Here is a 23,726-nt window from a genome sequence, read left to right as displayed (position 1 = left end):
TCCTGGTTTCGAATCGGCTCCGGCAGCGGCCAAGCTGCCATAAAGGCCGGTGAAGTTTACTTGGGCGTGAGGGCGGCGGATAATGCCGAGTTTTCATCGCGGCGATGCAGGCAAGACATCGGCGGGGGCGTATCATGGAGATGCACGAAATCCGCTATTTTCTGGCGGCCAGCCGGACTCTCAACTTTCATCGCGCGGCGGACCTCGTTCACGTCGGCCAGCCTGCGCTGACGCGGGCCATACAGAAGCTGGAGGCGGAACTTGGCGGCTATCTTTTCCACCGCGAGAAAACCCGCGTCCGGCTCACCGATTTCGGCTGTCTGATGCGGACCCATCTGGACGAAGTATTCCAGCGTTCGGAGACTGCGAAGAAGACAGCCAGGAGCTTCCTCTCCCTGGAAACCGCGTCGCTGACGCTCGGTGTGATGTGCACCATAGGCCCGCTGCGCTTCATCGGTTTCCTCAATGAATTTCGAGAGCGCTATCCAGGCATAGAAGTGACCGTGATCGAGGGCGCGGCAAGCCATCTCACCGACCTTCTGAGCGAGGGCAAGCTTGACGTCGCCCTACTGGCAAGACCCGAACCATTCGACCACGGCCTGAAGGCGGATCCTGTTTACCGGGAGCGCTTCGGGCTCGCCTTCTCGACCGGCCATCCTTTCGAGACGCGCAATACGCTTCATCTTACGGATGTCCGCGGCGAAGCCTATCTTGAGCGCATCAATTGCGAATATGGCGATCACATAGACGGGCTCTGCCGGAATATCGGCTTCGATATCCGCAGCGCCTTTCGCAGCGAGCGCGAGGATTGGATTCTGGCGATGATCGCCGCCGGCATGGGCGTCTGCTTCATCGCAGAGTACTCGGCCAGCCATCCCGGTGTCTGTCACAGGCCCGTCGTCGACCCTGAAATCATACGCGAGGTGTCGCTCGTTTCAGTGGCCGACCGCTTGCCTTCCCCTGTTGTCTCGGCTTTTGCCAAGGCGGTGAAGGAGCACGACTGGCAAACGGCCCAATAGGTGCTCCCGTCAAAGTGCATCCGAGCAGCCGGGGGCCAGGAGCGCCGGTCTCAGTCGGTCGGACGCGCACTTCCGACGCGGCATGTCGCCGGTCTGGGCTTTAAATTCTTGTTTTTATGCATGTCGTTATCCCAAAACCGCTGCGCACTTTTGGGCGACAGACATTAGCGCATCAGACGCCGACGCGTCTGCCGAGAATAGCCTCGAGATCATGCTCGAGCTTTTTGCTCTCGGCGGCGGAGAGCGCCGTCAGCGGCGGCAGCGGCGCGGCATAGGCCGCGTCGGCCGTCATGGCGGCAACCATCGCCTTGATGCCGGGGATCAGCGGGCCGGAAGCGACGCGTTTTCTGATCGCGGATGCGGTGGCGAGCGCGTCGGCATCGCCGTCGCGCCAGGCCGCGGCGCAAAGCCTGCTCGAGAGGTTGGCGGTGGCGGAGATGCATCCGGCGAATGTGCCGCCTCTCGCCTCAATCAGCGATCCCTCGTCGCTCGGAAAGACATCGAAGTCCGGCACCGCAGCGGCCACCGTCCGGGCATAGGCCAGGTCCCCCGACGAATCCTTGAGGCCGCGGAGACGCGGGCCGATCCGCTCCCGCAACGCCGCCACCAAAGCGGGGTGGAAGGGGACGCCTGACAGCGCCGGGAAATGATAGAGGTAGAGCGGCACCGCCTGTGCCGCCGTCATCTCCGCGACGGCGCTGAAATAGGCGATCACCCCGTCATCGGGAACGTTCTTGTAATAAAAAGGCGGCAGCAGCAGCGCGCCGGCGAAACCCAGGTCTCCGGCATGGCGCGTGAGTTCGATGGCGTCGGCGACCGCCGCGGCCCCCGTGCCGACCATCAAGCGGTCGCGCGGCAAGGCCTTGGCGGCGGTGGACATCAGGACCTTGCGCTGGGCGAGGCTCATCGACGTCGCCTCGCCGGTGGTGCCGCACACATTGAGCGCGTCGCAGCCTTCGTCCAGAAGCCTGCCGGCCAGCCTGACGAAGCGGTCCAGATCGGGCTCGAGCTCCCTGGTGAACGGGGTCGGAATGGCGGCGATCACGCCGCGCAGCCTGCTGTTGCCTGTCATTGCGGTTCTTTTTGTTCGAGGGTGTTGATTCAGCCGGCCTGTCGAAGCAGCCTGGCTCGGGCGCGGCGGATCATTCACATGCGGATGCGGTTCGTCAACCGGACGCGGATGATTGCCGTTGCCGCTGGCCTGGGGATCCTGTGTGCACCGTCGCGACGGTGCAGGACTCTGAAGCCGGCGGGACAGAGGGGGGCGCGAAGGATCGCTACCGCCTTCATTCTGCGCCGCTGCATTCTTCGGCGGATGTTATAATTGATGGCGGCTCACAATTCCTTTTCGGCCAGCTCGCGAAAAGCGTCGGGAACCGATCGTGACAGGCCGAGCGCCACCGAGGCATAGCCGACCGCCTCCCAGCCGAAGCGGTCGCGGATCTTGTCGATGGCGCGGTCTGCGGTCCAGCGCGCCGCACCCTTCCTGGTACCGGGGCGGCGCCTGTCGTCGTCGAGGCCGAGCGGCAGCTCCAGCTGCAGGCAGGCCTGCTGCTCCAGATGCGAGACGGCGATCGCCAGCAGCGAGATGGTCCTTTCGTGCGGATGATCGGTAAGCACCTTGCGCACCAGCGCCTCGGCGATCTCGGCCAGCATGGCGGTTGCCGAAATCGGCTGGTCGAGCGTGATCGAGCGCGTCACCGAACGCAAATCGGCAAAGCGGACGCGGACCGTCACCGTGCGGCCGGGCCGCGATTTTGCCCGCAGCCTGGTGGCAACCCTGTCGGCCAGATGCAGCAGGGTGGGCACGAAGACCTTTTCTTCGGCCGGTTTCCTGCCGAGCGCCGATTGCGCGCCGGCCGATCGCGCCCGGCGCTGCGTCTCGAGTTTGCGCGGATCGCGGTTCCACGCCAGCGCGTTGAGCTTTTCGCCCGCCGCCGGCCCGAGCAGGCGCTCCAGCGCCCCGCCGTTGGTTTTCGCCAGCTCGCCGATGGTGCTGACGCCGATGCCGGCCAGGCGCTGCCTAGTGACCGGGCCGACGCCCCACATCAGCTCGACCGGCAGATCGTGGAGGAACTCCAGTTCGTGGCGCGGATCGACGACCACCAGCCCGTCGGGCTTGGCCACTTGCGAGGCGATCTTGGCCAGATGCTTGGTGCGCGCCACGCCGATCGAGATCGGCAGGCCGAGCTCGGCCCGCACGCGGCTGCGGATGGCTGTGGCGATCTCGGCCGGCTGGCCGAACAGATGGGTGCAGCCGGCGACGTCGGCAAAGGCCTCGTCGATGGAAATCCGCTCGACCACCGGCGTGAAATCGCCGAGCACTTGAATGGCGGCGTCGCCCAGCCGCTGGTAGTCCTTGAAGTGGCCGCCGACGAAGATCAGCCCGGGGCAGAGTTCGCGCGCCCGCCGCCCCGGCATGCCGCCACGCACGCCGAACGCCCTGGCCTCGTAGGAAGCGGCCAGCACGACGCCGCCGCCGACGGCGATCGGCTTGCCGCGCAGCGCCGGGTCGAGCAACTGTTCGACCGAGGCATAGAAGGCGTCCAGATCCGCGTGGAGGATGTTGGCTTCCATCCGGCCCGTTCGCCCGCGGCGGTACGAACGCCGCATTGTCTTGAGGTGGTTTCGTGCGGAACATAAAGAGAACATTGTGGGCGGATTGTCAAGGAGCGCAGATGACAGGCGCCCCGGCCTACAATGCCATCTTGTAGCCGAGATGGCTGGCGGTGAAACCGAGGCGCTCGTAGAAAGCATGCGCCTGCGACCGACTCTTGTCGGTCGTGAGCTGGACAAAGCTGAAATTGCGCGAACGGCACTCGTCGATCGCCCATTCGACCATCCGTTTGCCGACACCGCGAGACCGCCATTGCCGGGCGACGCGAACGCCTTCGATCTGGCCGCGCCAGGCGCCCTTCCTCGAAATGCCGGGGAGGAAGGTGATCTGCAGGGTTCCGACCACCCGTCCGGCTTCGACGGCCACGGCCAGCAACTGGTTGGGATCGGCGTCGATCGCCCTGAAGGCATCGAGGTAGGAGGGCGCGAGCGGCGTGGACGCGTCTTCGCGGTGCGCGCCGAGCGGGTCGTCGGCAAGCATTGCCACAATCGCCGGCAAGTCGGGCGCTTGCGCGCGACGGAATTCGATCTCGTTCATCGAGGGGATGACATACGGCGCGGGCCTGGCGACGGCAAGAGCGATCCAGCTATTCGCGGCCGATGTTCTCGGCGACCTCCGGCTCAGGCAGCCTGCCGTCCCCAGAGGCGGTGGCCGTAGCGGCGGAAGAAGCGCGCCAGGAGCCGCTGCTGCCTGGCGCGGGCGAGATCGGCGCCGCGCCTTTCCTGGCGCCAGCGCGGCATGTTGCGATAGCAGGCGATGAAGCGGGCGGCGTCCTCGATCGCCTCCTCGGCCGACTGCGCCGGACGGATCGCCGCCAGGAACAGGGCCTGGCTCGGCTTCAGCCGGTCGATCACCGCCTTGCGCTGGCCATGGCCCAGGCGGGCCTTGCCTATGCCGTCGAGGCGGATGGCCGCCAAGGCCGCCAGCATGGCCGGGCTGTCGCCGGTATAGCCGCAGTCACGGGCGAATTGGGCGGAGAGGGCGTCCATCCTGGTTTCCTTGGGCTATCGGCGGCCGCGACGGATGCTGCCGCCCATCCGTATCGTCCGCGGCGGTATCATTCGTCGATGCGAAGATATAAGCATAACTCAAAAATTGATACAAGTTAAACTTTTCCACGGGTTTGAGCGGAACCGACTCGACTCTTCAGCAAAAACCCATAATGATGCGAACAAAACAGGAACGGAGACGTATGGGGCGATGGCATTGCCGGGCAAGGAAGCGACGATCGCCGAGGTCGTCTCGATTGCGGTCGAGTGTATCGACTGCGGCCGCAACAGATGGTGGAAGCCGGCCGAGCTCAAGCGTTTCGGGGTGACCGCGCAGACGCCACTGGCGGCCCTTTCTGGGCGCCTCGTCTGCAAGGCCTGCCGGGCCGACGGATTGCCGGGCGGGGCGGTTTCGATTCAGGCGGCGTTCATCGACGAGCAGCAGCAGCGCCGCGCCGAGGCGCGGATGCTTAGCGAGCGCGAGGTTCCCCTGGAGAGATCCAGGCGGGCTTGATGGGAGGCCCGCAGGCGGAGAGGGGGGCGCGCCCCGCCGCCCCTCAGTACCCCAGCAGTTCCTTGAGCGGGATGACGCGGAAGACGGCCTTGATCGCATAGCGGTTGAAGGTCAGCGTCTTCGGCGGGTTGTACTGCTCGACGACCAGCTCGGCGGCGGTGCGCTTGACCAGCTTCTTGATGAAGGCCTTGCCGTTGCGCTCGTTTTCCTCGGGGAACATCTCGATCACCACATGGTCGCCGGGCACGGCATCGCGGCCGCCGCAATAGAGCATCTCGCCGGGCTCGTAGCGCGGCACCATCGAGTCGGAAAGCACATGCAGCGCGAACACCTTGCGCAAATGGGCGATGCCGGGCGGGCGCTGGACATAGCCGGCGACCTCGCCGTTGAAGGTGAAATCGCCGTCGTCGCCACCGACCGCGGCGCCCAGAAGCTCGATGTCCATCGGGCCGGCGGACAGGGCGGCGGCGTCGGTGACGATCTCGGCGTCGGCGACATTGTCGGCATCGTCGAGAAAGACGACCTCGCCCTTGCCGAGCGCCACCGGGTCGACGCGCAGGAAGGCGGCGGTCTTCAAAAGGTTCTCGGTCTTGGGCAGGTTGCGGCCGGTTTCCCAATTGCCGACGGCGGCGACGTCGGTGTCGTTGTGCTCGGCAATGTGGCGCATCACCAGGCCGCGCTGCTTGCGCGCCTTGCGGATCGCCGCTCCGACCTTGATCGACAATGAGGTTTTCGCCATGGCGCCATCTGAAACATAAGAATCGGTGTCGTCCATGAAAGAATGGCTTGCATAAATTTTTGAGTTATGCTTATATGCAGCCATGCACAAGCCGCATCGCACCATTTCGCCTTCCCATCCGTCCCGGCTGTCCTCCTCCCCGGCCGGGACGAAGCCCGAGGCTCGCGCCTCGGATCCGGTTGCCTTGCCGTCACCGGCGGCGACCGGAACGGCCGGAGCCGTCCTCCTCACGGCTCCGGCCACGAATTTCCGCAGATGCAATGCGGGCCTTTCGTGCATCCGCACCGAGGCGGTCATCGTCTTCGACCGGCAAACGGGCAGGGCGGCGCCACCCGCGCGGCGGCCGAGGCGAAGCTTGGCCGCCGGAAGTGATCGCCCTCTTGAAACGGGGAGAGGGGAGCAGCTTCGGCATTCACGCAATCTCTTGAAACGGAATAACACCATGACCGCCTACACCGACAAGCTGCCAGAGCAAGCGAAGCTGCCAGAGCAAGCGAAGCTGCTCGAGCAGGCAAAGCTGCTCGAGCAAACCAGTTCGGCAAGGCAGTGCCGGCCTGCAAGGCATGGCAGGCCAGCCAGGCATGTCACGCCGGCCAGGCTGGCGCCGCCGGTCTGGCTGCCGCAGCGCCAGTTCGTGCGCGAGGTCCACGGGCCTGACCGCGAGGTCCCCGAGGTGCCGGCGTCGCGCCCCGCTGCAGCCGCCGGGCGCCAGCCGCATGTCGCGGCCATGCGCTTCATCGACTGCCTGTTCAACCGCTGCCGCGCGCCGCTCGACCTGACGCTGGAAGAAGACCCCGAAAACGACGCGCCCGGCAGCCGGCCGGGGCTGGACATGCTGTGCTGCGGCCTGCGCACGGGGCCGCTGAAAAGCTACTGCGCCCATCACGCAGCGCGGTTCCGCGACCATCGCCGCACGGCTCTGGCGGACGCGATGTGAGCGGATCGCCAGACGGCGGCAGGTTCCGCGAAGGCTGCAAATCAAACGAGGAGACTGCCCATGAGCAAGAAGACCGCCAAGGCCAAGGCGCCCAAGTCGCCGAAACTGCTCCGGCCGCCGAAGGCGCCCAAACTTCTGAAGGGCGAGGCCGAGCAGGTGCGCATTCGCAAGGAGATCGGCCATGATTTCGCGCTGAAGGACGACGCCTTCGGCCGCAAGCGGCTGGCGGCCGGCACGCTGGAGGCGAGGCGCGTCTATGAGGTGTCCAATGACGGCCACACCTCCACCGGCGGCATCGTGCGCGTGCGCAATGTCGACCCGCTGACCGGCATCACCTCGCTGTCGCGCCAGCAGCGCGAAGCGGGCATGCGCTACCGCGAGGACTTTCGCGTGTCGGCGCAGGACGGCGTCAAGCCGACGGCGCTGACCGAGCGCGTCGACGGCGGCCGCATCGGCGGCGGCATTGCCGACGGCATCCTGTCGGCCGGCCGCGCCTATGCCGACGCCACCAGGGCGCTTGCGCATTGGGAGGTGGCGGGCGTGGTGCAGAAAGTCTGCTGCCAAGGCGAGACGGTGAAGAGCCTGGCCGAACAGACGGGAGAGGCGCGGGATGTGGTGACGAAGCTGCTCAAGGTGGGGCTGGATATGTTGGCCGTGCATTACGGGATGATGCTGATGCGGCGGCCGCGGGGGTAGCCGGCAACTGGTGATGCCGGCGCCGGCAAATCGCATGCTGGCTTGCGACCCGACAGCATTGGCTGCTGACCACCGGGGGAGGCGGCGTGACCGACCAGTACGATTTGCGGCGTCGATGACGCTCCGACATTTTCCGTGGAACTGCCGTCCCGGTCCGCCCGTTTAGAATGGAAACCAACATGGGAACCGCCCGATGAACTTTTGGCAAATCAACACTTTGGAGGCGTGCTGCCTTCTTGCCGTTCCGCTGTCTCTTATCCTAACGGTGCTGGCAGCGGGTTTCATCCTTGGCTGAACCTGTCGGTATCGGTCCCGGCCGCCGAGACCAGCGGTCAAGCGGGCATCTCATAAAGCATCAGGCGAGGAGACCTAAGGCACGTCGCAGGCTGTAGGACGTCCTCAGGCCCTTGGTCATGGGCGCTGGCTCGATCATCCTCGAAGGTCGTGCTGCGGCAGCAGATGGCGATGTCGTTATACCGCGTGATCTGCACGTTTCGCGACGGGCGGCGAGCGTGTTTAACTGACCATCGCATTGCCGCAGCCCCACCTTTTCCGTCTTCCTACATCCCTCTGGATCGGATATCCGGATTACCCATGCTTCGACCCTGATCGGGATCCCCCTTGAAACTGATTATCCAGATACCTTGCTTCAACGAGGAAGCGTCGCTGGCGGAAACGCTTTCCTGCCTGCCGCGCGGCGTGGCCGGGTTCGACGCCGTGGAGTGGCTGGTCGTCGACGACGGCAGCACCGACGGCACCGTCGAGGTGGCGCGGAAGGGCGGTGTCGACCACATCGTCCAGTTCCCCTTCAACCGCGGCCTTGCCAAGGCCTTCGTCGCCGGCATCGAACGCGCGCTGGAGGAGGGCGCCGACGTCATCGTCAACACCGACGCCGACAACCAGTACGATGCCAGCGACATTCCCGCCCTTGTCCAGCCGATCCTGGAACGGCGCGCCGAGCTGGTGGTGGGCAGCCGCCCGATCAGGACCATCGACCATTTCTCGCCGACCAAGAAATTGCTGCAGCGGCTGGGCAGCTGGGTGGTGCGCTTCACCTCGGGCGCGGATGTCGCCGACGCGCCGAGCGGGTTTCGCGCGCTGTCGCGCGAGGCGGCGATGCGCCTGCATATCTTCGATTCCTACACCTACACGCTGGAATCGGTCATCCAGGCCGGGCGCTCCGGGCTGAAGATCGTCTCTGTGCCGATCAAGGTCAATGGCGAGACGCGGCCGTCGCGGCTAGTGCGCAGCATCCCGCGCTACGTCTTCCGCTCCAGCATTTCGATCCTGCGCTCGGTGTTCATCTATCGTCCGGGCCTGACATTCTTCCTGCTTGGCCTCGTCCCCTTCGCCGTCGGCTTCTTTCTCAGCGTGCGCTGGCTCGTCCTCTATTTCGAAGGCACCGAGCGCACGCACATACCCAGCCTGATCCTCGCGGCGATCATGATGATCGCCGCATTCCTGTGCTGGCTTTGCGCGCTTCTCGGCGAAATCAACGGCATCAATCGAAAACTGCTCGAAGATGTGAGATACGGGTTGCGGCGCAACCGTTTTGGCGGCAGTGGCAGGATCGGCAGCAGGAATGGCGGCGACAGCCAGTAAGAATAAGAACAAGGGCAAGACCGTGCAGTTTGAAGATGTCCGGCGCGGCATTGCGAGCCTCGTCCTGGCCGAAATCCCCAAGCTGCTCACCCTGCTCGACCGCACGCCGGTCAGCGCCACCTATGGCTGCTTCGACCGCGCCTACTGGCATTACCGGATGATGGATTTTCCCTGCGGCATGTCGCAGGAATTCGTGCTGCCGCTGGCGCTTGTCTGGTCGATGGATGAGCTGCCGGGCAATGTCTACCACCGCGATCCCCAGATCCGCGAATACATCCTGGCCGCCATCAGGTTTGCCGCCCGCTCGGCCCATGCCGACGGCTCGTGCGACGACTATTATCCGTTCGAACGGGCGGCCGGCGCCGCCGCCTTCTCGCTGTTCGCCATTCTCGAAACGCTCGATGTGATCGAGCTTGCCGCCGATCCGGAAATCGACGCCTTCGTGCAGCGCAGGGCGCATTGGCTGGCCTCGCACACCGAAAGCGGGCGGCTCTCCAACCATGAGGCGCTGATCGTCTCCTGCCTCGAACGCGCCGGCCGCCGCTATCCCGGCGCGGGCTTCGAGGTGGCGATGGCGACGCGCCTGCGGCGGTTGCTCTCCTGGCAGCACGCCGAAGGCTGGTTCGACGAATATGGCGGCGCCGATCTCGGCTATCTCTCGCTGACCATCGGTCTGCTCGCCGACCTCGACCGGCGCCGGCCGGATCTCGGCCTGAGACGGCCGCTGGCCGCGGCGATCGATTTCCTGGCCAATTTCGTCCATCCCGACGGAACCGTCGGCGGCGAATATTCGAGCCGGTCGACGCTCAACTTCTTTCCGTTCGGCTTCGAGATCGCCGGCGCCTGGCACGAGGATGCGCTGCGGATCAACAACCTGGCCCTGCTGCCGCTCGTCGAGCTCAGGCCGCCCTGCTATTCGGACGACCGCATCATCGGCCATCATTTGTGGGGCTGGCTGTTCACCCTGCGGGAATTCCGCCGCGACAGGCCGCTCGACCCGCCGCAACGGACCGGCCGCGCCTGGTTCTCCGGCTGCGGGCTTTTGGTCGACAGGACGCCATCGACCATGCTGGTCGCGGCGCTGTCGCGCGGCGGCGTCTACAAATATTTCGCCGACGGCAGGCTGGTCGCCAGCGACACCGGGATCACGCTTGCGCTTAGCGGCCGTGGCAAGGTCGCGGTCACCCATCTCGGCGGCGCGACGGTATCGGTGTCGGACACGCATATCGATGTTTCGGGCGAGATGGCCTGGGCCAAGAGCACGCGGCTGACGCCGGCCAAGAACATCGTGCTGCGCATCGTCATGCTCGGATTCGGCCGTTTCTTTCCCGACCTCGTGCGCCGTCTCTTGCAGAAGGTGCTCGTCACCGGCAAATCCGCCGCCCCGTTCAGCTTCCGTCGGCAGTTCGAAAAGACACCGCAGGGGTGGCTGGTGCGCGACGAGATCTCGGCCGCGCAAGGCTGGCAGGATGTCGGCAGGATCGGCATCTCAGGCCATCAAAGCTCGACCACAACGATCATGGCGCGCGTCTATCAGGAAAGCCAGCTGGTCCCGTTCATCGACCTTGCGCCGCGGCTGAAAGGCCTGGCGGCCGGCGGCCGGCTGACCTTCGAACGGCATCTGCAAGGCAGCCATCAGCAAGGCGGCGGGCATGCGTAAGATCGCCGGCCTCCTCGTCAGCGCGGCGCTGCTCGCCCTGCTTTATGCCTTCATCGACGTCAACGGGCTGTGGCGGGCGGCGCGGGCGGCCGATCCGTGGTGGCTTGCCGCCGGCATCCTGTTCTTCATACCGCTGACGCTGTTGACCGCCTGGCGCTTCACGCTGGTCGTCATCGGCCGCATCGGCTTTGTCGAGGCCAACCGGCTGATCCTGGCGGCGAGCACGCTCAACATGTTCCTGCCTTCCAAGCTCGGCGACCTGGCCAAGGCGCATGTGCTGTCGCGCCGCCATGGCACAAGCCCCAGCATCGCCTTTGCTATCGTGATGCTGGAAAAGTCGCTCGACATGATGTCGCTGCTCGCCTGGGGCGTGTTCGGGCTGGTCGTCGTCGGCATCGGCCGCCCGGCGATGCTTTGGTTCCTGGTGCCGGTGGCCGGGCTGTGCGCGCTGCTTGTCCTTCTGATTCTACCGCTGCGCATCCTGCCGTTTTTCCTGTCGCATTTCGGCAGGCTGTTGCCCGGCCGCCTTGCCGGGGCGCTTTCGGCCTTCGCCGGCAGCTGGCAGGAGATGTCGGAATGGTTCTGGGCGACGCCGGTGCGCGCGCTCGGCGTCATCCTGCTTTCGGTGTTTATCTGGGGCGCGCATCTCCTGCAGTTCTGGCTGTTTTCGCAGGCGCTGAACGGCCATGTGCCGGTGCTCGAAAACGCCGCCTTCGCCACGCTGTCGATCCTGGTCGGCCTGTTGCCGTTCACCTTTGCCGGCATCGGCACCAGGGACGCGGCGATCGTCTATTTCTACGCGCCGTATCTGTCCGCCGGCGCCGCTGCCGTGCTCGGCATTCTGGCGACGCTGCGCTACGTGCTTCCGGCCATCGCCGGGGCGCCGTTCGTCGCCGATTTCCTCGGCCTGGTGCGGCGGTCCGATCCGGCCGACGGCGGCTTGCGGCAGTCGCAGGGGCGCAAGAATTGAGCGCCCCGACGGCCGGCCAGCCCGGATTGGCCGCGTTCGTGGCGTTCCTCAGGCAGCGGCTGGAACGCCGCGACGACGAAGACCATGTCTGGCTGCCGATGTCGCTGGGCTTCGGGCTGATCGCCAGTCTGGCCTTCCTGGTGGCGGTGTTCCGCGTCGAGGGGACCATTCAGGACGACGCGCGGATGTTCCTGTCCTGGATGGGCCGCTGGGACGATCCGGAACTGCTCAAGGGCGATCTCCTCGCCGACTATTGGTATTCGGTCAGTCCCTGGCTCTACCGCGCCGTCTACCGGGCCGCCTGGCTGGTCGGCATCAAGCCGCTCGTCTTCGTCAAGATCCTGCCGGCGCTGCTGTTTCCACCGATCGCCTACTTCAGCTACCGGCTGCTCAGGGCGATGCGAGCCGATCCGCTTGCCGCATTCGTCGCGACGGTCTTCATCCTCAACGTCGTGGTGCGCGACGACATCGTGGTCAGCGGCACGCCGCGCGCCTTCTGGCCGCTGCTGCTTCTGGTCGGCCTCGACGGCCTGGCCCGCGTCAGGGTCCTGCAGGTCGCGCTGGCGCAGCTGTTGATGGCCGGCGTCTATCCGCAGGTCGCGCTAGTCATGGCAGGGGTGATCGGGCTGTCCGCGCTTACACCGTGGCAGCGCCCGTGGATCGATCTCGGCCGTCGGCGGCTGGCGCTGGTCGCGCTTGCCGCGGTGGCGACGGTCGCCGGCATCGCGCCCTTCCTGCTCAGGGAGAGCCAGTTCGGCCCGGTCTTCACGCTTGCCGAAGCCAGAACCATCCCAACCTTCCTGTATGGGCGCGGCAGGATCCTCGAAGCCGATGGCTCGGCCGACTTCCTGTGCCAGACGCGGCTCGGCATTTTCGCCGGCGGATGCAAGGGCTTGCTCGATCCGCGGCTCTATCTGCTGGTCCTTGCCAACGGGCTTGGACCCGTTGTCCTGCTCATGCGCATGTTTCGCCCCGGACCGGCCTCTGGCGCGCGTTCGCCGCTGCCGTTCTATCTGCTGGTCAGTTCGCTGATCTGCGCGATGCTGTCGGCGGCGGTGCTGTTCAAGCTGCATCTGCCCAGCCGCTATGCTTCCGGCTTGCTGCTGCTGCCCTATCTGGCCACCTTGCCGGTTCTGTCCGACTGGATCCGGGCGCGGCTTTCGCCGCAAATGCTGATCGAGCGCTACAGCGGCAGGACCTTGGCTATCGGCACCGGCATTGCGGCGCTGGCCGGCGTGCTCGCGGTCAGCATCGTCAAGACAGGCAACGCCTTGCCGGACGACCGCGACCTGATCGCGGCGATCCGGTCGCTGCCGAAAGACGCGGTGGTCGGCGGTTTCGCCGAAGACCTCAATTTTTCACCGGTTCTGACGGGGCGTTCGACATTGTTCAGCCGCGAACTGTCCATCGCCTATGAGAAGGGCTACTACCAGAAGGTGCACCGGCGCATGGAGGTCATTCGCGATCTGGTGCTGACGGCGGACGCATCGGTCCTTGCCGACCGGATGCGGGAGCTTCGCGTCGACGCTCTCGTCGTCACCAAGGACACGCTTGCCCAGGCGCGGATCCCGGCGACCTTTCGCGGCTTTTTCGGTGCCGATCTGGCGGAGATGGAGGCGCGGGCCAGCCAGCACGGACCGACGCTGGTCGCCCGCCTGGCACCAGGCTGCACCATGGGTGTCTACCGCGATACCGTCATGCTGGACGCGCATTGCCTGGTTCGGGAGGCGGCCGCAGCGCCGTGAGCGATCCCGTTGCCGCTCAGTTCCTGGCGCGGCATCGATCGCCTCGTCGGCGTAGTCGACAATCGCCGTCGGCTTAGCCGCAGGCTCGCTCGGACCGGAAATACAGGAGGCTTCAGCCGCCCTTTGCGGCGTAGCCGGCGGTGACCTCGCCCTTATGGGCGGCGAAGGCTGCCAGGACCTCTTCGGCCTCGGGCTTCGGCACCTTGAGGAAGTCGAGGGTCCGTCCGAGCTCCGCCGCGACCTCATCGAATTCCGCGGGAGAGATCCGCAGATCCCGGTGAGCCTCCTCAAGGCCAAGCGGCGTCGCGCCGGGCTTGGTGGCCGTGAACTTGAAGGGCCCGCCGGACACGTCGCAAACCCAGAGCGTGCGCATGAACTTGAGGCCGGGGAGCCTTGCAAGGTTCTTGGTATGCCATTCCCGCAGCCGCGGGTTCTCGGACGACTGGCCGACGATGGGATTCTTCACGATCGCGTCGCTGAAGTGATCCACCACCGCTGCGATGGCGAAGACGCCTCCCAGCCGCTCGTACAGACTGTTCTCAGGCGTGGTTTGGTTGGCCTGTGCGTAGGTGCTGTCCGCCGCCGCCAAAGCCACCGGGGCGACACTCAGCCCCGCGACGACGCTTCGTCTGGTGATAGGAGTCGAGACAGCCTGTGCCATCGTCACACCTCGGGCGATAGATTAGGCGCCTCTAATGCATGCCGTCAAATCAAATTTGACCGCTTTGGCGGGGAAGGAGGCGCTGCGCAGTGCTTGTTTCGCCAATCTCCAACGCGGACGATCGGCTCCTCTAATCCTTGGCCCGCTCCACATAAGCCCCATCGGCCGTCATCACCACAACACGCGTGCCGGCCGAGATGTGCGGCGGCACCGCCGTACGCACGCCGTTGGAGAGCAGCGCCGGCTTGTAGGACGAGGAGGCCGTCTGGCCCTTGGTCACCGGCTCGGTCTCGACCACTTCGAAGGTCGCCCGCTGCGGCAGCGTCAGCGAGATGGCGACGCCATTGTGCTGCGCGACCTGCACCGCCATGCCTTCCGAGAGATAGGGAGCCATTTCGCCGACCACGCTTTCAGGCACCGCGACCTGGTCGTAGGTCTCCGGGTTCATGAAGTGGAAGCCTTCGCCGTCGCTGTAGAGGAAGGTGTGCTCGCGCTCCTCGACATAGGCGCGCTCCACCTGCTCGGTGGTGCGGTAGCGCTCCGAGACCTTCACTCCGTCGGCGATGCGGCGCATGTCGAGCTGGGTCACCGGCGTGCCCTTGCCAGGATGGATGTTTTCGGCAAAGAGGATCACATAAAGCTTGCCGTCCTTATCGACGACGTTGCCTTTGCGTAGGGAACTGGCGATGACCTTCACCACGGTTTTCAATCCTGCTTTAGTTTGTGGGCCTGGAACAGCCGATCGGCGCAGATCGGCTGCGGGAGCCGTCGCCCTAGCGCATCTTGGCCGCAACCGCCAGCCCTGCGTGCAAATCCTCCTGTTATGACCGCCGCCTCGCCCTGGTGGATGCCTGATGTTCACGCCGACCGTCGGCCGCGGCTGATCGCGCGCAATGCCATCACCGCCACCTTCCGCGACTGGTTTGCCCGCCGCGATTTCGTCGAGGTCGAGACGGCGGCGCTGCAGGTCTCGCCCGGCAACGAGGCGCATCTGTCGGCCTTCGCCACCGAGGCGATCGGCCCGGACGGGCGGCACCACCCGCTCTATCTGCATACCTCGCCGGAATTCGCCTGCAAGAAGCTGCTCGCCGCCGGCGAGAAGCGCATCTTCAGCCTGAATGCAGTCTACCGCAACCGCGAGCGCGGCCCCTTGCACCACCCGTCCTTCACCATGCTGGAATGGTACCGGGCTGACGAGACCTATGAGAGCCTGATGGAGGATTGCGCCGGGCTTGTCGCGCTGGCCGCCGAGCGCGCGGGCTCAAAGCGCTTCTCCTTTCGCGGCCGCGAGGCCGATCCGTTCGCCGAGCCCGAACGTCTCAGCGTCGCCGAGGCCTTCATGCGCCATGCCGGCATCGACCTCCTGGCCACCGTCGCCGCCGACGGCAGCACCGATTGCGAAGCGTTGCGCGCGGCGCTGGCCCAGGCGGGCTTGCGCACCGCGCCTGACGACAATTGGGCCGATCTGCTCAGCCGGGTCATGGTGGAAAAGATCGAGCCGGCGCTGGGGCAGGGGCGCGCCACCATCCTCCACGGCTATCCGATTTCGGAGGCCGCCCTTGCCCGGCCGAGCGCGGATGACCCAAGGGTCGCCGAGCGCTTCGAGCTCTATTGCTGCGGCGTCGAGCTGGCCAATGCGTTCGGCGAACTGACCGACGCCGCCGAGCAGCGCCGGCGCTTCATCCTCGAGATGGACGAGAAGGAGCGCGTCTATGGCGAACGCTATCCGATCGACGAGGATTTCCTCGCCGCGCTTACCATCATGCCGCAGGCCAGTGGCGCCGCACTCGGCTTCGACCGGCTGGTGATGCTGGCAACGGGAGCGATGCGGGTCGAGGATGTGATGTGGACGCCGGTGGCGGAGTTGTGAGGCGAGGCCGGTGCTTCGCTCCATCCTCACAATACTACCGCCCCATCAGCAACGCGACGATGAGCAGTTGCATATTGCCGCCCTTGCCGAATTCGACCCGGTCGAACTCACGGCTCGCCTGCCGCTGCGCCTGGGAGATCTCGGCAAGCCGCCTGGTCAGCTCGGTCCTGATCTTGCTGCAGCCGGGGTCGCCGGCAACGGTCAGGCCGACACTCAAGGATTCGATCTTGCGCACCATCTCGACGATGGTGTCGCCATGCACCTTTTCATGGGCGGCGAGGCCGGCGGCAAAAGCCTCCCAGCTCTTTTGAACGGCGGCCGGCAGCCGCCCGTTCGGCTTCGGCAAGGTATAGGTGATGATGAGCTTTGGCCGCGCCGAGGCCAGCACGCAGGCATCGCCTCGCGGCTGGTAGTCCCTGACCCAGGTCAGCTTGAAATTGGTGTACGCGATGACGCGGTTCTTGCTCTTGCCGACCATCGGCCCCCGCGCGCCGATTGAGGTATAGAGTTCGAGGCCGGTCTGCCCTGAAACGGCGTAGGTCTCGACCTTTTCGACCGGCTTCCACTGCGGCTGCGCCTGGACCTCCATCTGCGCTTGGGCCGGCGATGCCAGCAAACAGGCCAGAAGCAGAGACGTTAGAACGGCTGTTTTCATGCGAATCCCCGGGTCGATACCTTTGGTGCGCTTGAGATCATCAACGCGTGGCCGGAATGCGGTCAAGGCGCCTGTGCCCTAAACCTCGGCGTCCGCATTGCGCGTCGAATGAACCAATCAACGGCGATGTGCCGCAAACTCAATCCGCTTGACGGGTTCGTTTTGAAATCTTCTCGCTCATTTAATTCTATAAACTCAGTAGACTTAATGCACACAAGCTGCTTTGCGAGGAGCCTAAAATGTCCAAAAAGCTGGTGGTGGGGCTGTCAGGAAACCTGACCCGTCCGTCGAAGACCAAGGCGTTCATCAGCCACATCGTCGCGGAGGTGGCGAGCAGCACCGATGCGGCCTCGACCGTTTTCGACATCGAGGATCTCGGTCAGTCCTTTCCACTGGCAAGGCGCATTGGCGATCTGGATCCGTTGGCCAGAAACATCGTCGAGCGATTGCTGGGCGCCGATATCCTGGTGATTGGCTCGCCGACCTTCAAAGGCAGCTACACCGGGCTTTTCAAGCATTTCTTCGACCTGCTCGACCCGTCATCCCTGCGGGGAAAGCCGGTCATCCTTGCTGCAACCGGCGGCGGCGATCGTCATTGCCTGGTTGTCGAGCATCAACTGCGGCCGTTATTCGGCTTCTTCGAGGCGCTGACCCTGCCGACCGCGATCTACGCCTCAGACAAGGACTTCGCCAACGGCGTTCTGGTGTCCGAAGCCATCCATGCTCGCGCCAGGCAAGCGGTCGCCGAAGCATGCCGGGTGGTGGGAACGCCACGCAGCGTCGGTCTTGCCGCCTGAACACCGGCCAGTGACCCTCGACCCTCTTTCCGCACAGCTCAGAAGGAACCCGCAATGACCAGACCCAGCAAGTTCAGGCAGATCAAGCTTGGTGCTTTCCTGCCCGGTGGCGGACAGCATATCGCAGCCTGGCGCCACCCTGGCGCGCCAGCCGACGGCGCGACGAATTTCGAGTTCCACAGGCAGCTCGCGCTGACCGCCGAACGCGGCCTGTTCGACGCCTATTTCCTCGCCGACAACCTGACAGTCGGCCTCGGCGCCCGCGAAGGCGGCAATGCCAAGATCGCCGGGTTCGAGCCGGTTACGCTGTTTGCCGCACTGGCGCCGCTCACCACGCATCTGGGCTTCATTGCCACCGCCTCCACCACCTATGAGGAGCCTTATACGCTCGCCCGCAAGTTCGCCTCGCTCGATCTCCTGTCGAACGGCCGGGCCGGCTGGAATGTCGTGACCTCGGCGGGCGACGAGACCGCGCGCAATTTCAATCGCGAGACGCAGCCTGCCCACGCCGATCGCTATGCTCGGGCGCATGAGCATGTCGAGACGGTCAAGGCGCTGTGGGACAGCTGGGAAGACGATGCCTTCATCCGCGACAAGAAGTCGGGGCGCTTCTACGACAAGGACAAGCTTCACGACATCGACCACAAGGGCCTGCATTTCAGCGTCAAAGGTCCGCTCAATGTGCCGCGTCCGGTGCAGGGCCACCCGGTGGTGGTACAGGCCGGGCAGTCGGAGGACGGACGCAAGCTCGCCGCCCAATCGGCTGAGGTCATCTTCACCGCCCATCAGAATCTGACCTCGGCGCAAGAATTCTATCGCGACATCAAGGCGCGTGTGGCGGCAGTCGGCCGTGATCCCGCACAGGTGCTCATCATGCCGGGCGTGGCACCCTTCGTCGGCCGCACCGAAGAGGAGGCCCGCGCCAAGTACCAGCAGCTGAACGACCTGATTCTGCCCGAGGATGGCGTCGCCCTGCTCAACGGGCTGGCGGGCCAGACGCTCGACATCAGGGGTTATCCAATCGACGGGCCGCTGCCGCCGAGCAAGGAAACCGAAGGCATGAAGAGCCGCCAGGCGCTTATCCGCCAGATTGCCGACGAGCACAACTTCACCATCCGCCAGCTCTACCAGTGGGTGGCGACGGCGCGCGGCCACTACACCGTCATCGGTAGCGCGGTGCAGGTCGCCGATCAGCTGGAGGAATGGTTTGGCAACGAGGCCGCCGACGGCTTCAACATCCTGCCGCCCTGGCTGCCTGGCGCGCTCGACGATTTCGTCGACCTGGTGATCCCCGAGCTGCAGCGCCGTGGCCTGTTCCGCACCGCCTATGAAGGCACGACGCTGCGCGAGAATCTCGGCCTCAGGCGGCCGGAAAACCCCTGGACCGCTGCCCGCTCGAAGGTGCTGGCCGCCGAATAAATTCTCCTAAGCAAAGGGCAAGACGATGAGTTTGCAACACGTCGAGCAGCCGGTCACGATCGCTGCACATGACGGCAGAACCAGCCTTGGCGCCGAATTCCCGCGCCTGGCCAACCGGACAATCGTCCGCTTTCTGTCCCGCTACGGCATCCTGATCACCTTCCTCGCGATCTGGCAGGTCTCAAGCAGCGCGGGATGGGTCAACGCCGCGGTGCTGCCGCCGATCGACACGATCGTCACCGCATTGTGGAACGGTCTGGCAGGCGGCGCCTTGCTTGGCGACATCGCCATCAGCCTGCAGCGCGCCGGCCTCGCCTTCGCGGCGGCCGTGGCGGTCGCCATCCCGCTTGGCCTGTTTATGGGCCAGGTGCGCGCCATCGAAACCGCGCTTGATCCGATCCTGCAGGTTTTCCGGCAGACCTCGGCGCTGGCGCTCTACCCGGTGTTCATCCTGCTGCTCGGGCTGGGGGAGGCATCAAAGGTCTTCGTCATCTTCTGGGCGACGCTGTTCCCGCTGCTGCTCAACACCATCAGCGGCGTCAAGCAAGTCGATCCGAAACTGCTCGAGATGGCCCGGGTCTATGGCGCCACGCGGCTTACCGCGTTTCGACGTGTCGTGCTTCCGGGGGCTGTCCCGTCGATCTTCGTGGGCTTAAGGCTCAGCGCGACCACGGCGCTGCTGCTGCTGATCGCTTCCGAAATGATCGGCGCCAACAAGGGCATCGGCTTTCAGGTGATGAACGCGCAGTACAACTTCCAGATTCCGCTGATGTTTGCGGCAATCGTCATCCTCGCCGGCCTCGGCCTGATCGCCAACCAGGCGCTGGTCAGCCTGCAGCGGCGGCTCTGCCGCTGGAGCAATCCCATCGACTGACCAGCTTCACAATCCTCTCCAACAGGAAAGACCGGATCATGCCAATCACTCGCCGTTCCCTGCTTGCGGGCGCTCCCTTTGCCGCCGGCATCATCGCCACAGGCCTGCCCCGCTTCGCCGTTGCGCAAGCCGTGCCGGTCACGTTGCGCTACCTCGCCAGCCGTGGCAGCATCTCGCCGCATGAGCTGGCGGACGAGCTCGGCTATTTCAAGGACCTCGGCGTCAGACTGGAGAATGTCGGCTACTCGAGCGGCGGCCCGGAATCGCTGTTCGCGCTCGCCTCCGGCAGCGTCGATCTCGGCTCGGCCGCAACCGCTGCGGTGATCAATTCGATCTCCGGCGGCAACGACTTCGTCGCCGCCTATCCAAGCAACGGCATCAACAGGCAAGTGCGCAGCGTCCTCTACGTGCTGGAAGACAGTCCGATCAAATCGATTGCCGATATCGCCGGCAAGACCATTGCGGTCAACACGCTCGGCGCCCATCTCGACTACACCGTGCGCGAAGCGCTGCACGGCGTCGGCCTGCCGCCTGATGCCGCCAACCTGGTCGTGGTGCCCGGGCCTCAGCTTGAGCAGACCTTGCGGTCACGCCAGGTCGATATCGCGGCACTGGGCTATTGGCAGGCGACGTTTGCCGGCGCCCTGGTCGACAATGGCGGCGTGCGCGGCGTGTTCAACGACACCGACGTGTTGGGCGAACTGGCAGGCGGCTTCATTGTCCTGCGGCGCGACTTCATCACGGCGCATCCCGAAGGCGCCCGCAATTTCGTCGAACAGTCGGCCCGCGCCGCCGACTGGTCGCGCCAGAACCCGGACGAGGCGCGCAAGATGCTCGCGGACATCCTCGACAAGCGCGGCGAAAATGGCGAACTGGCGCGCTACTGGACCGGCTTCGGCCTGCGCGAAGGGGCGAAGGCTGACGACCGCGACATCGACTTCTGGGTCAGCGTGCTCGAACGCGACGGCCGCCTGCCCAAGGGCAAGCTGAAAGCCGCTGATATCCTTTACGGGCGCGGCGAAACGAAAACCAACTGACCGGGGGAAACGAGCGCCATGGCCACCAAAAGCGGCGGCGAGGTCACGATACGCGACCTTTCCAAATCCTTCACCCTCGGCAGGCGCCCGCTTGCCGTGCTCAGGGCGCTCAACCTCGATATCCGGTCCGGCGAATGTCTCGTCATCGTCGGCGCCAGCGGATCGGGCAAGACCACGCTGCTGCGCATTCTTGCCGGGCTGGAGGCCGCCGATAGCGGCGGTGTCGCGATCGACGGCAAGCCGGTCCATGGCGTCGGCTCCGAGCGCGCGGTCATCTTCCAGGAACCCCGCCTGCTGCCCTGGCTGACAGTACTCGGCAACGTCGCCTTTGGCCTCGAAGTGCGGCGCGTGCCGAGGGCGGAGGCCGAGGACAAGGCCCGCTTCTATACCGCGCTTGTCGGCCTAGCCGAATTCAGCGATGCCTACCCCAGGCAGCTTTCGGGCGGCATGGCGCAGCGCATCGGCATCGCCCGGGCCTTGACCGTGCAGCCTGAAATCCTGTTGCTCGACGAGCCGCTGGGCGCGCTCGACGCCATGACCAAGATCGGCATGCAGGAGGAACTGGCGCGCATCTGGAGCGAGGAGAACGTCACCATGGTCATGGTCACCCATGATCTGGAGGAAGCGATCTATCTTGCGGACAGGGTGCTGATCCTGCCCAGGGAGAAAGGCGGCACGGCACGGCTGGTCGACGTTGAACTGCCGCGCCCCCGCGATCGCAGCGAAAGCCGGTTCGTGCGCTACCGCGAAGAACTGCTGCGTGAGTTTGGCCTGCATTGAGACGTGAAAGGCGCGTCTTGCGCCGCCCTACTTCTCCGCCGCCACCTTCGAGAACAGCGCGCGCTCGACCGGCGGCTCCAGCGTTTGTGCAAAGGGCGTCGCCATGTGGTGGCGGTCGCGGTAGGCCAGCTTGCCGCCGATGAAGACATGGCAGGTCCTGGTGTCGCAGAACCGGTCGGTCATATCGATATAGGTGGCGTTGGGGATGGTGCGCACGATGTCGCGCTCCACCGCGGCCACGGCGTCGTTGGCGGCATCGGTTCGCGGCGCGTCACATACCGAAGGCGTCTGTCCCCGCCACAGCGCGCGGGCCACGCAAGTGTCGACGAACATGCCGTTGAACGGTACATCGCGGATGAAGGCGACCTTCAGCCCGGCCTGGCTGAACGCCTCCAGCGTTGCACGCAGGCCGGCCCGCCAGTCCTGGTCCAGGCTGCCGGTTTCCTTTGCGTCGGGCGACAGTTTGCGCGAGCTCGTCAGCGAGATCTCCGAGATCACCACCAGGCTCGGGCGCAGGGCGATGATCTCCTTGATCGATTGCTCGCGCCATTGATCGCACTCGGTGTAGTCGCGTTTCAGCTTCGAGCTCCAGACCGTCAGCCGCGAGGCCCGGCAGGCGGACTTGAGCCAGGTGACGACCTTGTAGTCGTTCTTCTTCGCCGCCTCGATCAGCGGCGTCGACCAGTGGTCGGCATGCGAATCACCGAACAGCGCGATCGAGCGCTCGGCATTCTTGGCGCCGAACACGCAAGCCTTCGGCGTGACGGTCTCGTAGTCGAGAACGCAGCCCACCTTGGCGCGCGCGGTGGAGGGCTGCGCGGCAGTTTCGGCAATGATGCGTTGCGAGGGGTCGAGATCGTGCACGGCAAGGCGCGCATTGGCATAGGTCGCCACCACGCCGGCGCCGGTCAGCATCGCGGCGGGGATGAGCGCGCGCGCCGCGTTCGCCATCAGCCAGACGTTGCGGCGGATCGGGTTCTCGATGAGATTATAGGTGAAGATGGACAGCGCCAGCGTCAATGCCCCGCAGGCAAGCCGCCCGGGCCAGGAGAGGTCGGGAACCATCATCGTCGCATAAACGATGACCGGCCAGTGCCAGAGGTAGAGCGAGTAGGAAAGTTTCCCCACCCATTGCAAGGGCGGCAGCGCCAGCATGGCGCTAGGCCCACTTTGGACATTGCCGGAACCGCTGAGCAGCAGGAGCACCGCGCCGGCCACCGGCACCAGCGCCATCACGCCGGGGAAGGGGGTGTCCTGCTCGCTGAAGGTCAGATAGGCGCCGGCGATCAGCACCAGGCCAAGCCACGCCAGGGCTGCGCCCAATTGCGGGCGCTCCCGCCAGAATTTCGCCGGCGCCATCGTCGCAAGGCCGCCGGCGGCGAATTCCCAGGCCCTGAGCGGCGAGAAATAGAAGGCCCAGGGCTGCGACACGGTGGTGAGCCAGGCGCAGGCGGCGAACGACACCACGCCGGCGAGGCCGATCACCAGGATCGCCGTGCGCTTGCCCGGGCGCAGCCATGCCGCCAGCAGAAGCAGCGCCGGCCATACGAGATAGAACTGCTCCTCGACCGAGAGCGACCAGAAATGGATGAAGGGGTTGTTCGCCGCATCGGGGGCGAAATAGTCGAACGACCAGCGGATCAGCCAGAAATTGATCGCATAGGCCGAGGCGTACATGGCGCCTTTCGAATAGAGCGACTGTTCGTCCGGCGACAGGATGAAGTAACCGGCGACGAGCGTGGCGAAGATGACGAACAGTGAGGCCGGCAACAGGCGCCTGGCGCGCCTTGCGTAGAACCGCCACAGGTTCAGCCTGCCATCCTCGGCGATCTCCCGCAGCAGCTGGCCGGTGATCAGATAGCCGGAGATGACGAAAAAGATGTCGACGCCGGTGAAGCCGCCCGGCAGATCCGACAGGCCGAAGTGGAACGCGACGACGCCCGACACCGCCAGCGCACGCAGCCCTTCGATATCAGGCCGAAACGATGCTGACACGGCGAAACCTCATGTAGGTCATTGAAAAAAGCCACCCGTTGCAAAGACTCGACGCGATGCGCCGATATTGCAATGCAACAAATCTAACGCAGTGCAACATAAGTGGAGGTTCGCGGGGTTCAGCCACGGTGTGCTCGTCGGCGTTTACAT

The 23,726-nt window shown here is 65.3% G+C and carries 23 protein-coding genes; 14 read left to right on the top strand and 9 right to left on the bottom strand.

The window, feature by feature from the left end; translation table 11 throughout:
* Positions 1 to 134 precede the first annotated feature (134 nt).
* Positions 135 to 1,019: a LysR family transcriptional regulator gene (locus tag EJ066_RS28315; protein ID WP_126043206.1), complete on the top strand. Its 885-nt coding sequence runs from the start codon at positions 135 to 137 to the stop codon at positions 1,017 to 1,019.
* Positions 1,020 to 1,191: 172 nt separating this feature from the next.
* Here the strand turns inward: EJ066_RS28315 and EJ066_RS28310 are convergent, their stop codons facing one another.
* The 4 genes from EJ066_RS28310 to EJ066_RS28295 all read right to left on the bottom strand — a co-directional run bounded on the left by EJ066_RS28310 (position 1,192) and on the right by EJ066_RS28295 (position 4,625).
* Entirely contained in the window at positions 1,192 to 2,091 is a 900-nt protein-coding gene (locus EJ066_RS28310; RefSeq protein WP_126043205.1) for a dihydrodipicolinate synthase family protein, read from the bottom strand.
* Positions 2,092 to 2,354: 263 nt separating this feature from the next.
* Positions 2,355 to 3,596 (bottom strand): DNA polymerase IV, encoded by a 1,242-nt coding sequence (gene dinB / locus EJ066_RS28305; protein WP_126043204.1) that lies wholly within the window; start codon positions 3,594 to 3,596, stop codon positions 2,355 to 2,357.
* Positions 3,597 to 3,714: 118 nt separating this feature from the next.
* A complete protein-coding gene (locus tag EJ066_RS28300) occupies positions 3,715 to 4,173 on the bottom strand; it encodes a GNAT family N-acetyltransferase (RefSeq protein WP_126043203.1) in 459 nt (152 codons plus the stop codon).
* Positions 4,174 to 4,256: 83 nt separating this feature from the next.
* The gene (locus EJ066_RS28295; protein ID WP_126043202.1) at positions 4,257 to 4,625 is read right to left on the bottom strand and encodes a hypothetical protein; all 369 of its coding nucleotides are present in this window, start codon (positions 4,623 to 4,625) and stop codon (positions 4,257 to 4,259) included.
* A gap of 34 nt (positions 4,626 to 4,659) precedes the next feature.
* Here EJ066_RS28295 and EJ066_RS32240 point away from each other — a divergent pair, with 34 nt between their 5' ends.
* Entirely contained in the window at positions 4,660 to 5,139 is a 480-nt protein-coding gene (locus EJ066_RS32240) for a hypothetical protein (protein WP_245455004.1), read from the top strand.
* A gap of 43 nt (positions 5,140 to 5,182) precedes the next feature.
* Here EJ066_RS32240 and EJ066_RS28285 read toward each other — a convergent pair whose 3' ends face one another.
* Positions 5,183 to 5,878 carry a helix-turn-helix transcriptional regulator gene (locus tag EJ066_RS28285; RefSeq protein WP_189644573.1) on the bottom strand — a complete coding sequence of 232 codons (696 nt, stop codon included), beginning with the start codon at positions 5,876 to 5,878 and terminating at the stop codon, positions 5,183 to 5,185.
* 442 nt (positions 5,879 to 6,320) lie between these two features.
* Here EJ066_RS28285 and EJ066_RS32235 point away from each other — a divergent pair, with 442 nt between their 5' ends.
* The 6 genes from EJ066_RS32235 to EJ066_RS28250 all read left to right on the top strand — a co-directional run bounded on the left by EJ066_RS32235 (position 6,321) and on the right by EJ066_RS28250 (position 13,488).
* The gene (locus tag EJ066_RS32235; RefSeq protein WP_245455003.1) at positions 6,321 to 6,815 is read left to right on the top strand and encodes a hypothetical protein; all 495 of its coding nucleotides are present in this window, start codon (positions 6,321 to 6,323) and stop codon (positions 6,813 to 6,815) included.
* Between the two features lie 60 nt (positions 6,816 to 6,875).
* A complete protein-coding gene (locus tag EJ066_RS28270; RefSeq protein WP_126043200.1) occupies positions 6,876 to 7,511 on the top strand; it encodes a DUF6456 domain-containing protein in 636 nt (211 codons plus the stop codon).
* Positions 7,512 to 8,132: 621 nt separating this feature from the next.
* Positions 8,133 to 9,113, top strand: a complete 981-nt coding sequence (locus EJ066_RS28265; protein WP_126043199.1) for a glycosyltransferase family 2 protein — start codon at positions 8,133 to 8,135, stop codon at positions 9,111 to 9,113.
* Positions 9,094 to 10,773, top strand: coding sequence for a hypothetical protein (locus EJ066_RS28260; protein WP_189644387.1), 1,680 nt, complete (start codon positions 9,094 to 9,096; stop codon positions 10,771 to 10,773). Before EJ066_RS28265 ends, EJ066_RS28260 begins: the two co-directional genes overlap by 20 nt.
* Positions 10,766 to 11,743: a lysylphosphatidylglycerol synthase transmembrane domain-containing protein gene (locus tag EJ066_RS28255; RefSeq protein WP_126043198.1), complete on the top strand. Its 978-nt coding sequence runs from the start codon at positions 10,766 to 10,768 to the stop codon at positions 11,741 to 11,743. The genes EJ066_RS28260 and EJ066_RS28255 overlap by 8 nt, the downstream gene beginning before the upstream one ends.
* Positions 11,740 to 13,488: a hypothetical protein gene (locus EJ066_RS28250; protein ID WP_126043197.1), complete on the top strand. Its 1,749-nt coding sequence runs from the start codon at positions 11,740 to 11,742 to the stop codon at positions 13,486 to 13,488. Before EJ066_RS28255 ends, EJ066_RS28250 begins: the two co-directional genes overlap by 4 nt.
* Before the next feature lie 112 nt (positions 13,489 to 13,600).
* On the opposite strand, the gene EJ066_RS28245 is transcribed toward EJ066_RS28250, so the two are convergent.
* Both EJ066_RS28245 and efp read right to left on the bottom strand, forming a co-directional pair.
* Positions 13,601 to 14,149, bottom strand: coding sequence for a group 1 truncated hemoglobin (locus EJ066_RS28245; RefSeq protein WP_126043196.1), 549 nt, complete (start codon positions 14,147 to 14,149; stop codon positions 13,601 to 13,603).
* A gap of 130 nt (positions 14,150 to 14,279) precedes the next feature.
* The gene (gene efp / locus EJ066_RS28240) at positions 14,280 to 14,846 is read right to left on the bottom strand and encodes an elongation factor P (RefSeq protein ID WP_189644572.1); all 567 of its coding nucleotides are present in this window, start codon (positions 14,844 to 14,846) and stop codon (positions 14,280 to 14,282) included.
* Between the two features lie 126 nt (positions 14,847 to 14,972).
* On the opposite strand from efp, the gene epmA reads away from it, so the two are divergent.
* Complete coding sequence (epmA, locus tag EJ066_RS28235; protein WP_126043194.1) at positions 14,973 to 16,019, top strand: EF-P lysine aminoacylase EpmA; 1,047 nt, start codon at positions 14,973 to 14,975, stop codon at positions 16,017 to 16,019.
* Positions 16,020 to 16,053: 34 nt separating this feature from the next.
* Here epmA and EJ066_RS28230 read toward each other — a convergent pair whose 3' ends face one another.
* Positions 16,054 to 16,674, bottom strand: a complete 621-nt coding sequence (locus tag EJ066_RS28230; protein WP_126043193.1) for a DUF922 domain-containing protein — start codon at positions 16,672 to 16,674, stop codon at positions 16,054 to 16,056.
* A gap of 239 nt (positions 16,675 to 16,913) precedes the next feature.
* Between EJ066_RS28230 and msuE the strand changes: the two genes are divergently transcribed.
* From msuE to EJ066_RS28205, 5 genes are read left to right on the top strand one after another with little or no spacing between them, the layout of a single operon-like run.
* Positions 16,914 to 17,471: an FMN reductase gene (gene msuE, locus EJ066_RS28225; protein WP_126043192.1), complete on the top strand. Its 558-nt coding sequence runs from the start codon at positions 16,914 to 16,916 to the stop codon at positions 17,469 to 17,471.
* Between the two features lie 54 nt (positions 17,472 to 17,525).
* On the top strand, positions 17,526 to 18,890 hold the full coding sequence (locus EJ066_RS28220; RefSeq protein ID WP_126043191.1) for an LLM class flavin-dependent oxidoreductase: 1,365 nt from the start codon (positions 17,526 to 17,528) through the stop codon (positions 18,888 to 18,890).
* Positions 18,891 to 18,915: 25 nt separating this feature from the next.
* Positions 18,916 to 19,764, top strand: coding sequence for an ABC transporter permease (locus tag EJ066_RS28215; RefSeq protein WP_126043190.1), 849 nt, complete (start codon positions 18,916 to 18,918; stop codon positions 19,762 to 19,764).
* Between the two features lie 38 nt (positions 19,765 to 19,802).
* Positions 19,803 to 20,801, top strand: a complete 999-nt coding sequence (locus tag EJ066_RS28210) for an ABC transporter substrate-binding protein (RefSeq protein ID WP_126043189.1) — start codon at positions 19,803 to 19,805, stop codon at positions 20,799 to 20,801.
* 18 nt (positions 20,802 to 20,819) lie between these two features.
* A complete protein-coding gene (locus tag EJ066_RS28205) occupies positions 20,820 to 21,581 on the top strand; it encodes an ABC transporter ATP-binding protein (RefSeq protein ID WP_126043188.1) in 762 nt (253 codons plus the stop codon).
* 27 nt (positions 21,582 to 21,608) lie between these two features.
* Here EJ066_RS28205 and EJ066_RS28200 read toward each other — a convergent pair whose 3' ends face one another.
* A complete protein-coding gene (locus tag EJ066_RS28200; RefSeq protein WP_126043187.1) occupies positions 21,609 to 23,576 on the bottom strand; it encodes an acyltransferase family protein in 1,968 nt (655 codons plus the stop codon).
* Between the last annotated feature and the right edge of the window lie 150 nt (positions 23,577 to 23,726).

It is taken from the genome of Mesorhizobium sp. M9A.F.Ca.ET.002.03.1.2, from assembly GCF_003952365.1.
In the GTDB taxonomy this organism is placed as follows: Bacteria; Pseudomonadota; Alphaproteobacteria; order Rhizobiales; family Rhizobiaceae; genus Mesorhizobium.
The sequence above is the reverse complement of the archived record's forward strand: the minus strand, read 5'-3'. Positions and strand labels throughout refer to the sequence as shown.

Coding starts and splice junctions, on each gene's coding strand:
- EJ066_RS28260 (WP_189644387.1), top strand. CDS start 9,094: ATGGCGGCGACAGCCAGTAAGAATAAGAACAAGGGCAAGACCGTGCAG.
- EJ066_RS32235 (WP_245455003.1), top strand. CDS start 6,321: ATGACCGCCTACACCGACAAGCTGCCAGAGCAAGCGAAGCTGCCAGAG.
- EJ066_RS28210 (WP_126043189.1), top strand. CDS start 19,803: ATGCCAATCACTCGCCGTTCCCTGCTTGCGGGCGCTCCCTTTGCCGCC.
- EJ066_RS28310 (WP_126043205.1), bottom strand. CDS start 2,091: ATGACAGGCAACAGCAGGCTGCGCGGCGTGATCGCCGCCATTCCGACC.
- EJ066_RS32240 (WP_245455004.1), top strand. CDS start 4,660: ATGCTGCCGCCCATCCGTATCGTCCGCGGCGGTATCATTCGTCGATGC.
- epmA (WP_126043194.1), top strand. CDS start 14,973: ATGACCGCCGCCTCGCCCTGGTGGATGCCTGATGTTCACGCCGACCGT.
- EJ066_RS28215 (WP_126043190.1), top strand. CDS start 18,916: ATGAGTTTGCAACACGTCGAGCAGCCGGTCACGATCGCTGCACATGAC.
- msuE (WP_126043192.1), top strand. CDS start 16,914: ATGTCCAAAAAGCTGGTGGTGGGGCTGTCAGGAAACCTGACCCGTCCG.
- dinB (WP_126043204.1), bottom strand. CDS start 3,596: ATGGAAGCCAACATCCTCCACGCGGATCTGGACGCCTTCTATGCCTCG.
- EJ066_RS28315 (WP_126043206.1), top strand. CDS start 135: ATGGAGATGCACGAAATCCGCTATTTTCTGGCGGCCAGCCGGACTCTC.
- EJ066_RS28255 (WP_126043198.1), top strand. CDS start 10,766: ATGCGTAAGATCGCCGGCCTCCTCGTCAGCGCGGCGCTGCTCGCCCTG.
- EJ066_RS28205 (WP_126043188.1), top strand. CDS start 20,820: ATGGCCACCAAAAGCGGCGGCGAGGTCACGATACGCGACCTTTCCAAA.
- EJ066_RS28300 (WP_126043203.1), bottom strand. CDS start 4,173: ATGAACGAGATCGAATTCCGTCGCGCGCAAGCGCCCGACTTGCCGGCG.
- EJ066_RS28245 (WP_126043196.1), bottom strand. CDS start 14,149: ATGGCACAGGCTGTCTCGACTCCTATCACCAGACGAAGCGTCGTCGCG.
- EJ066_RS28220 (WP_126043191.1), top strand. CDS start 17,526: ATGACCAGACCCAGCAAGTTCAGGCAGATCAAGCTTGGTGCTTTCCTG.
- EJ066_RS28285 (WP_189644573.1), bottom strand. CDS start 5,878: ATGGCGAAAACCTCATTGTCGATCAAGGTCGGAGCGGCGATCCGCAAG.
- EJ066_RS28230 (WP_126043193.1), bottom strand. CDS start 16,674: ATGAAAACAGCCGTTCTAACGTCTCTGCTTCTGGCCTGTTTGCTGGCA.
- EJ066_RS28295 (WP_126043202.1), bottom strand. CDS start 4,625: ATGGACGCCCTCTCCGCCCAATTCGCCCGTGACTGCGGCTATACCGGC.
- EJ066_RS28270 (WP_126043200.1), top strand. CDS start 6,876: ATGAGCAAGAAGACCGCCAAGGCCAAGGCGCCCAAGTCGCCGAAACTG.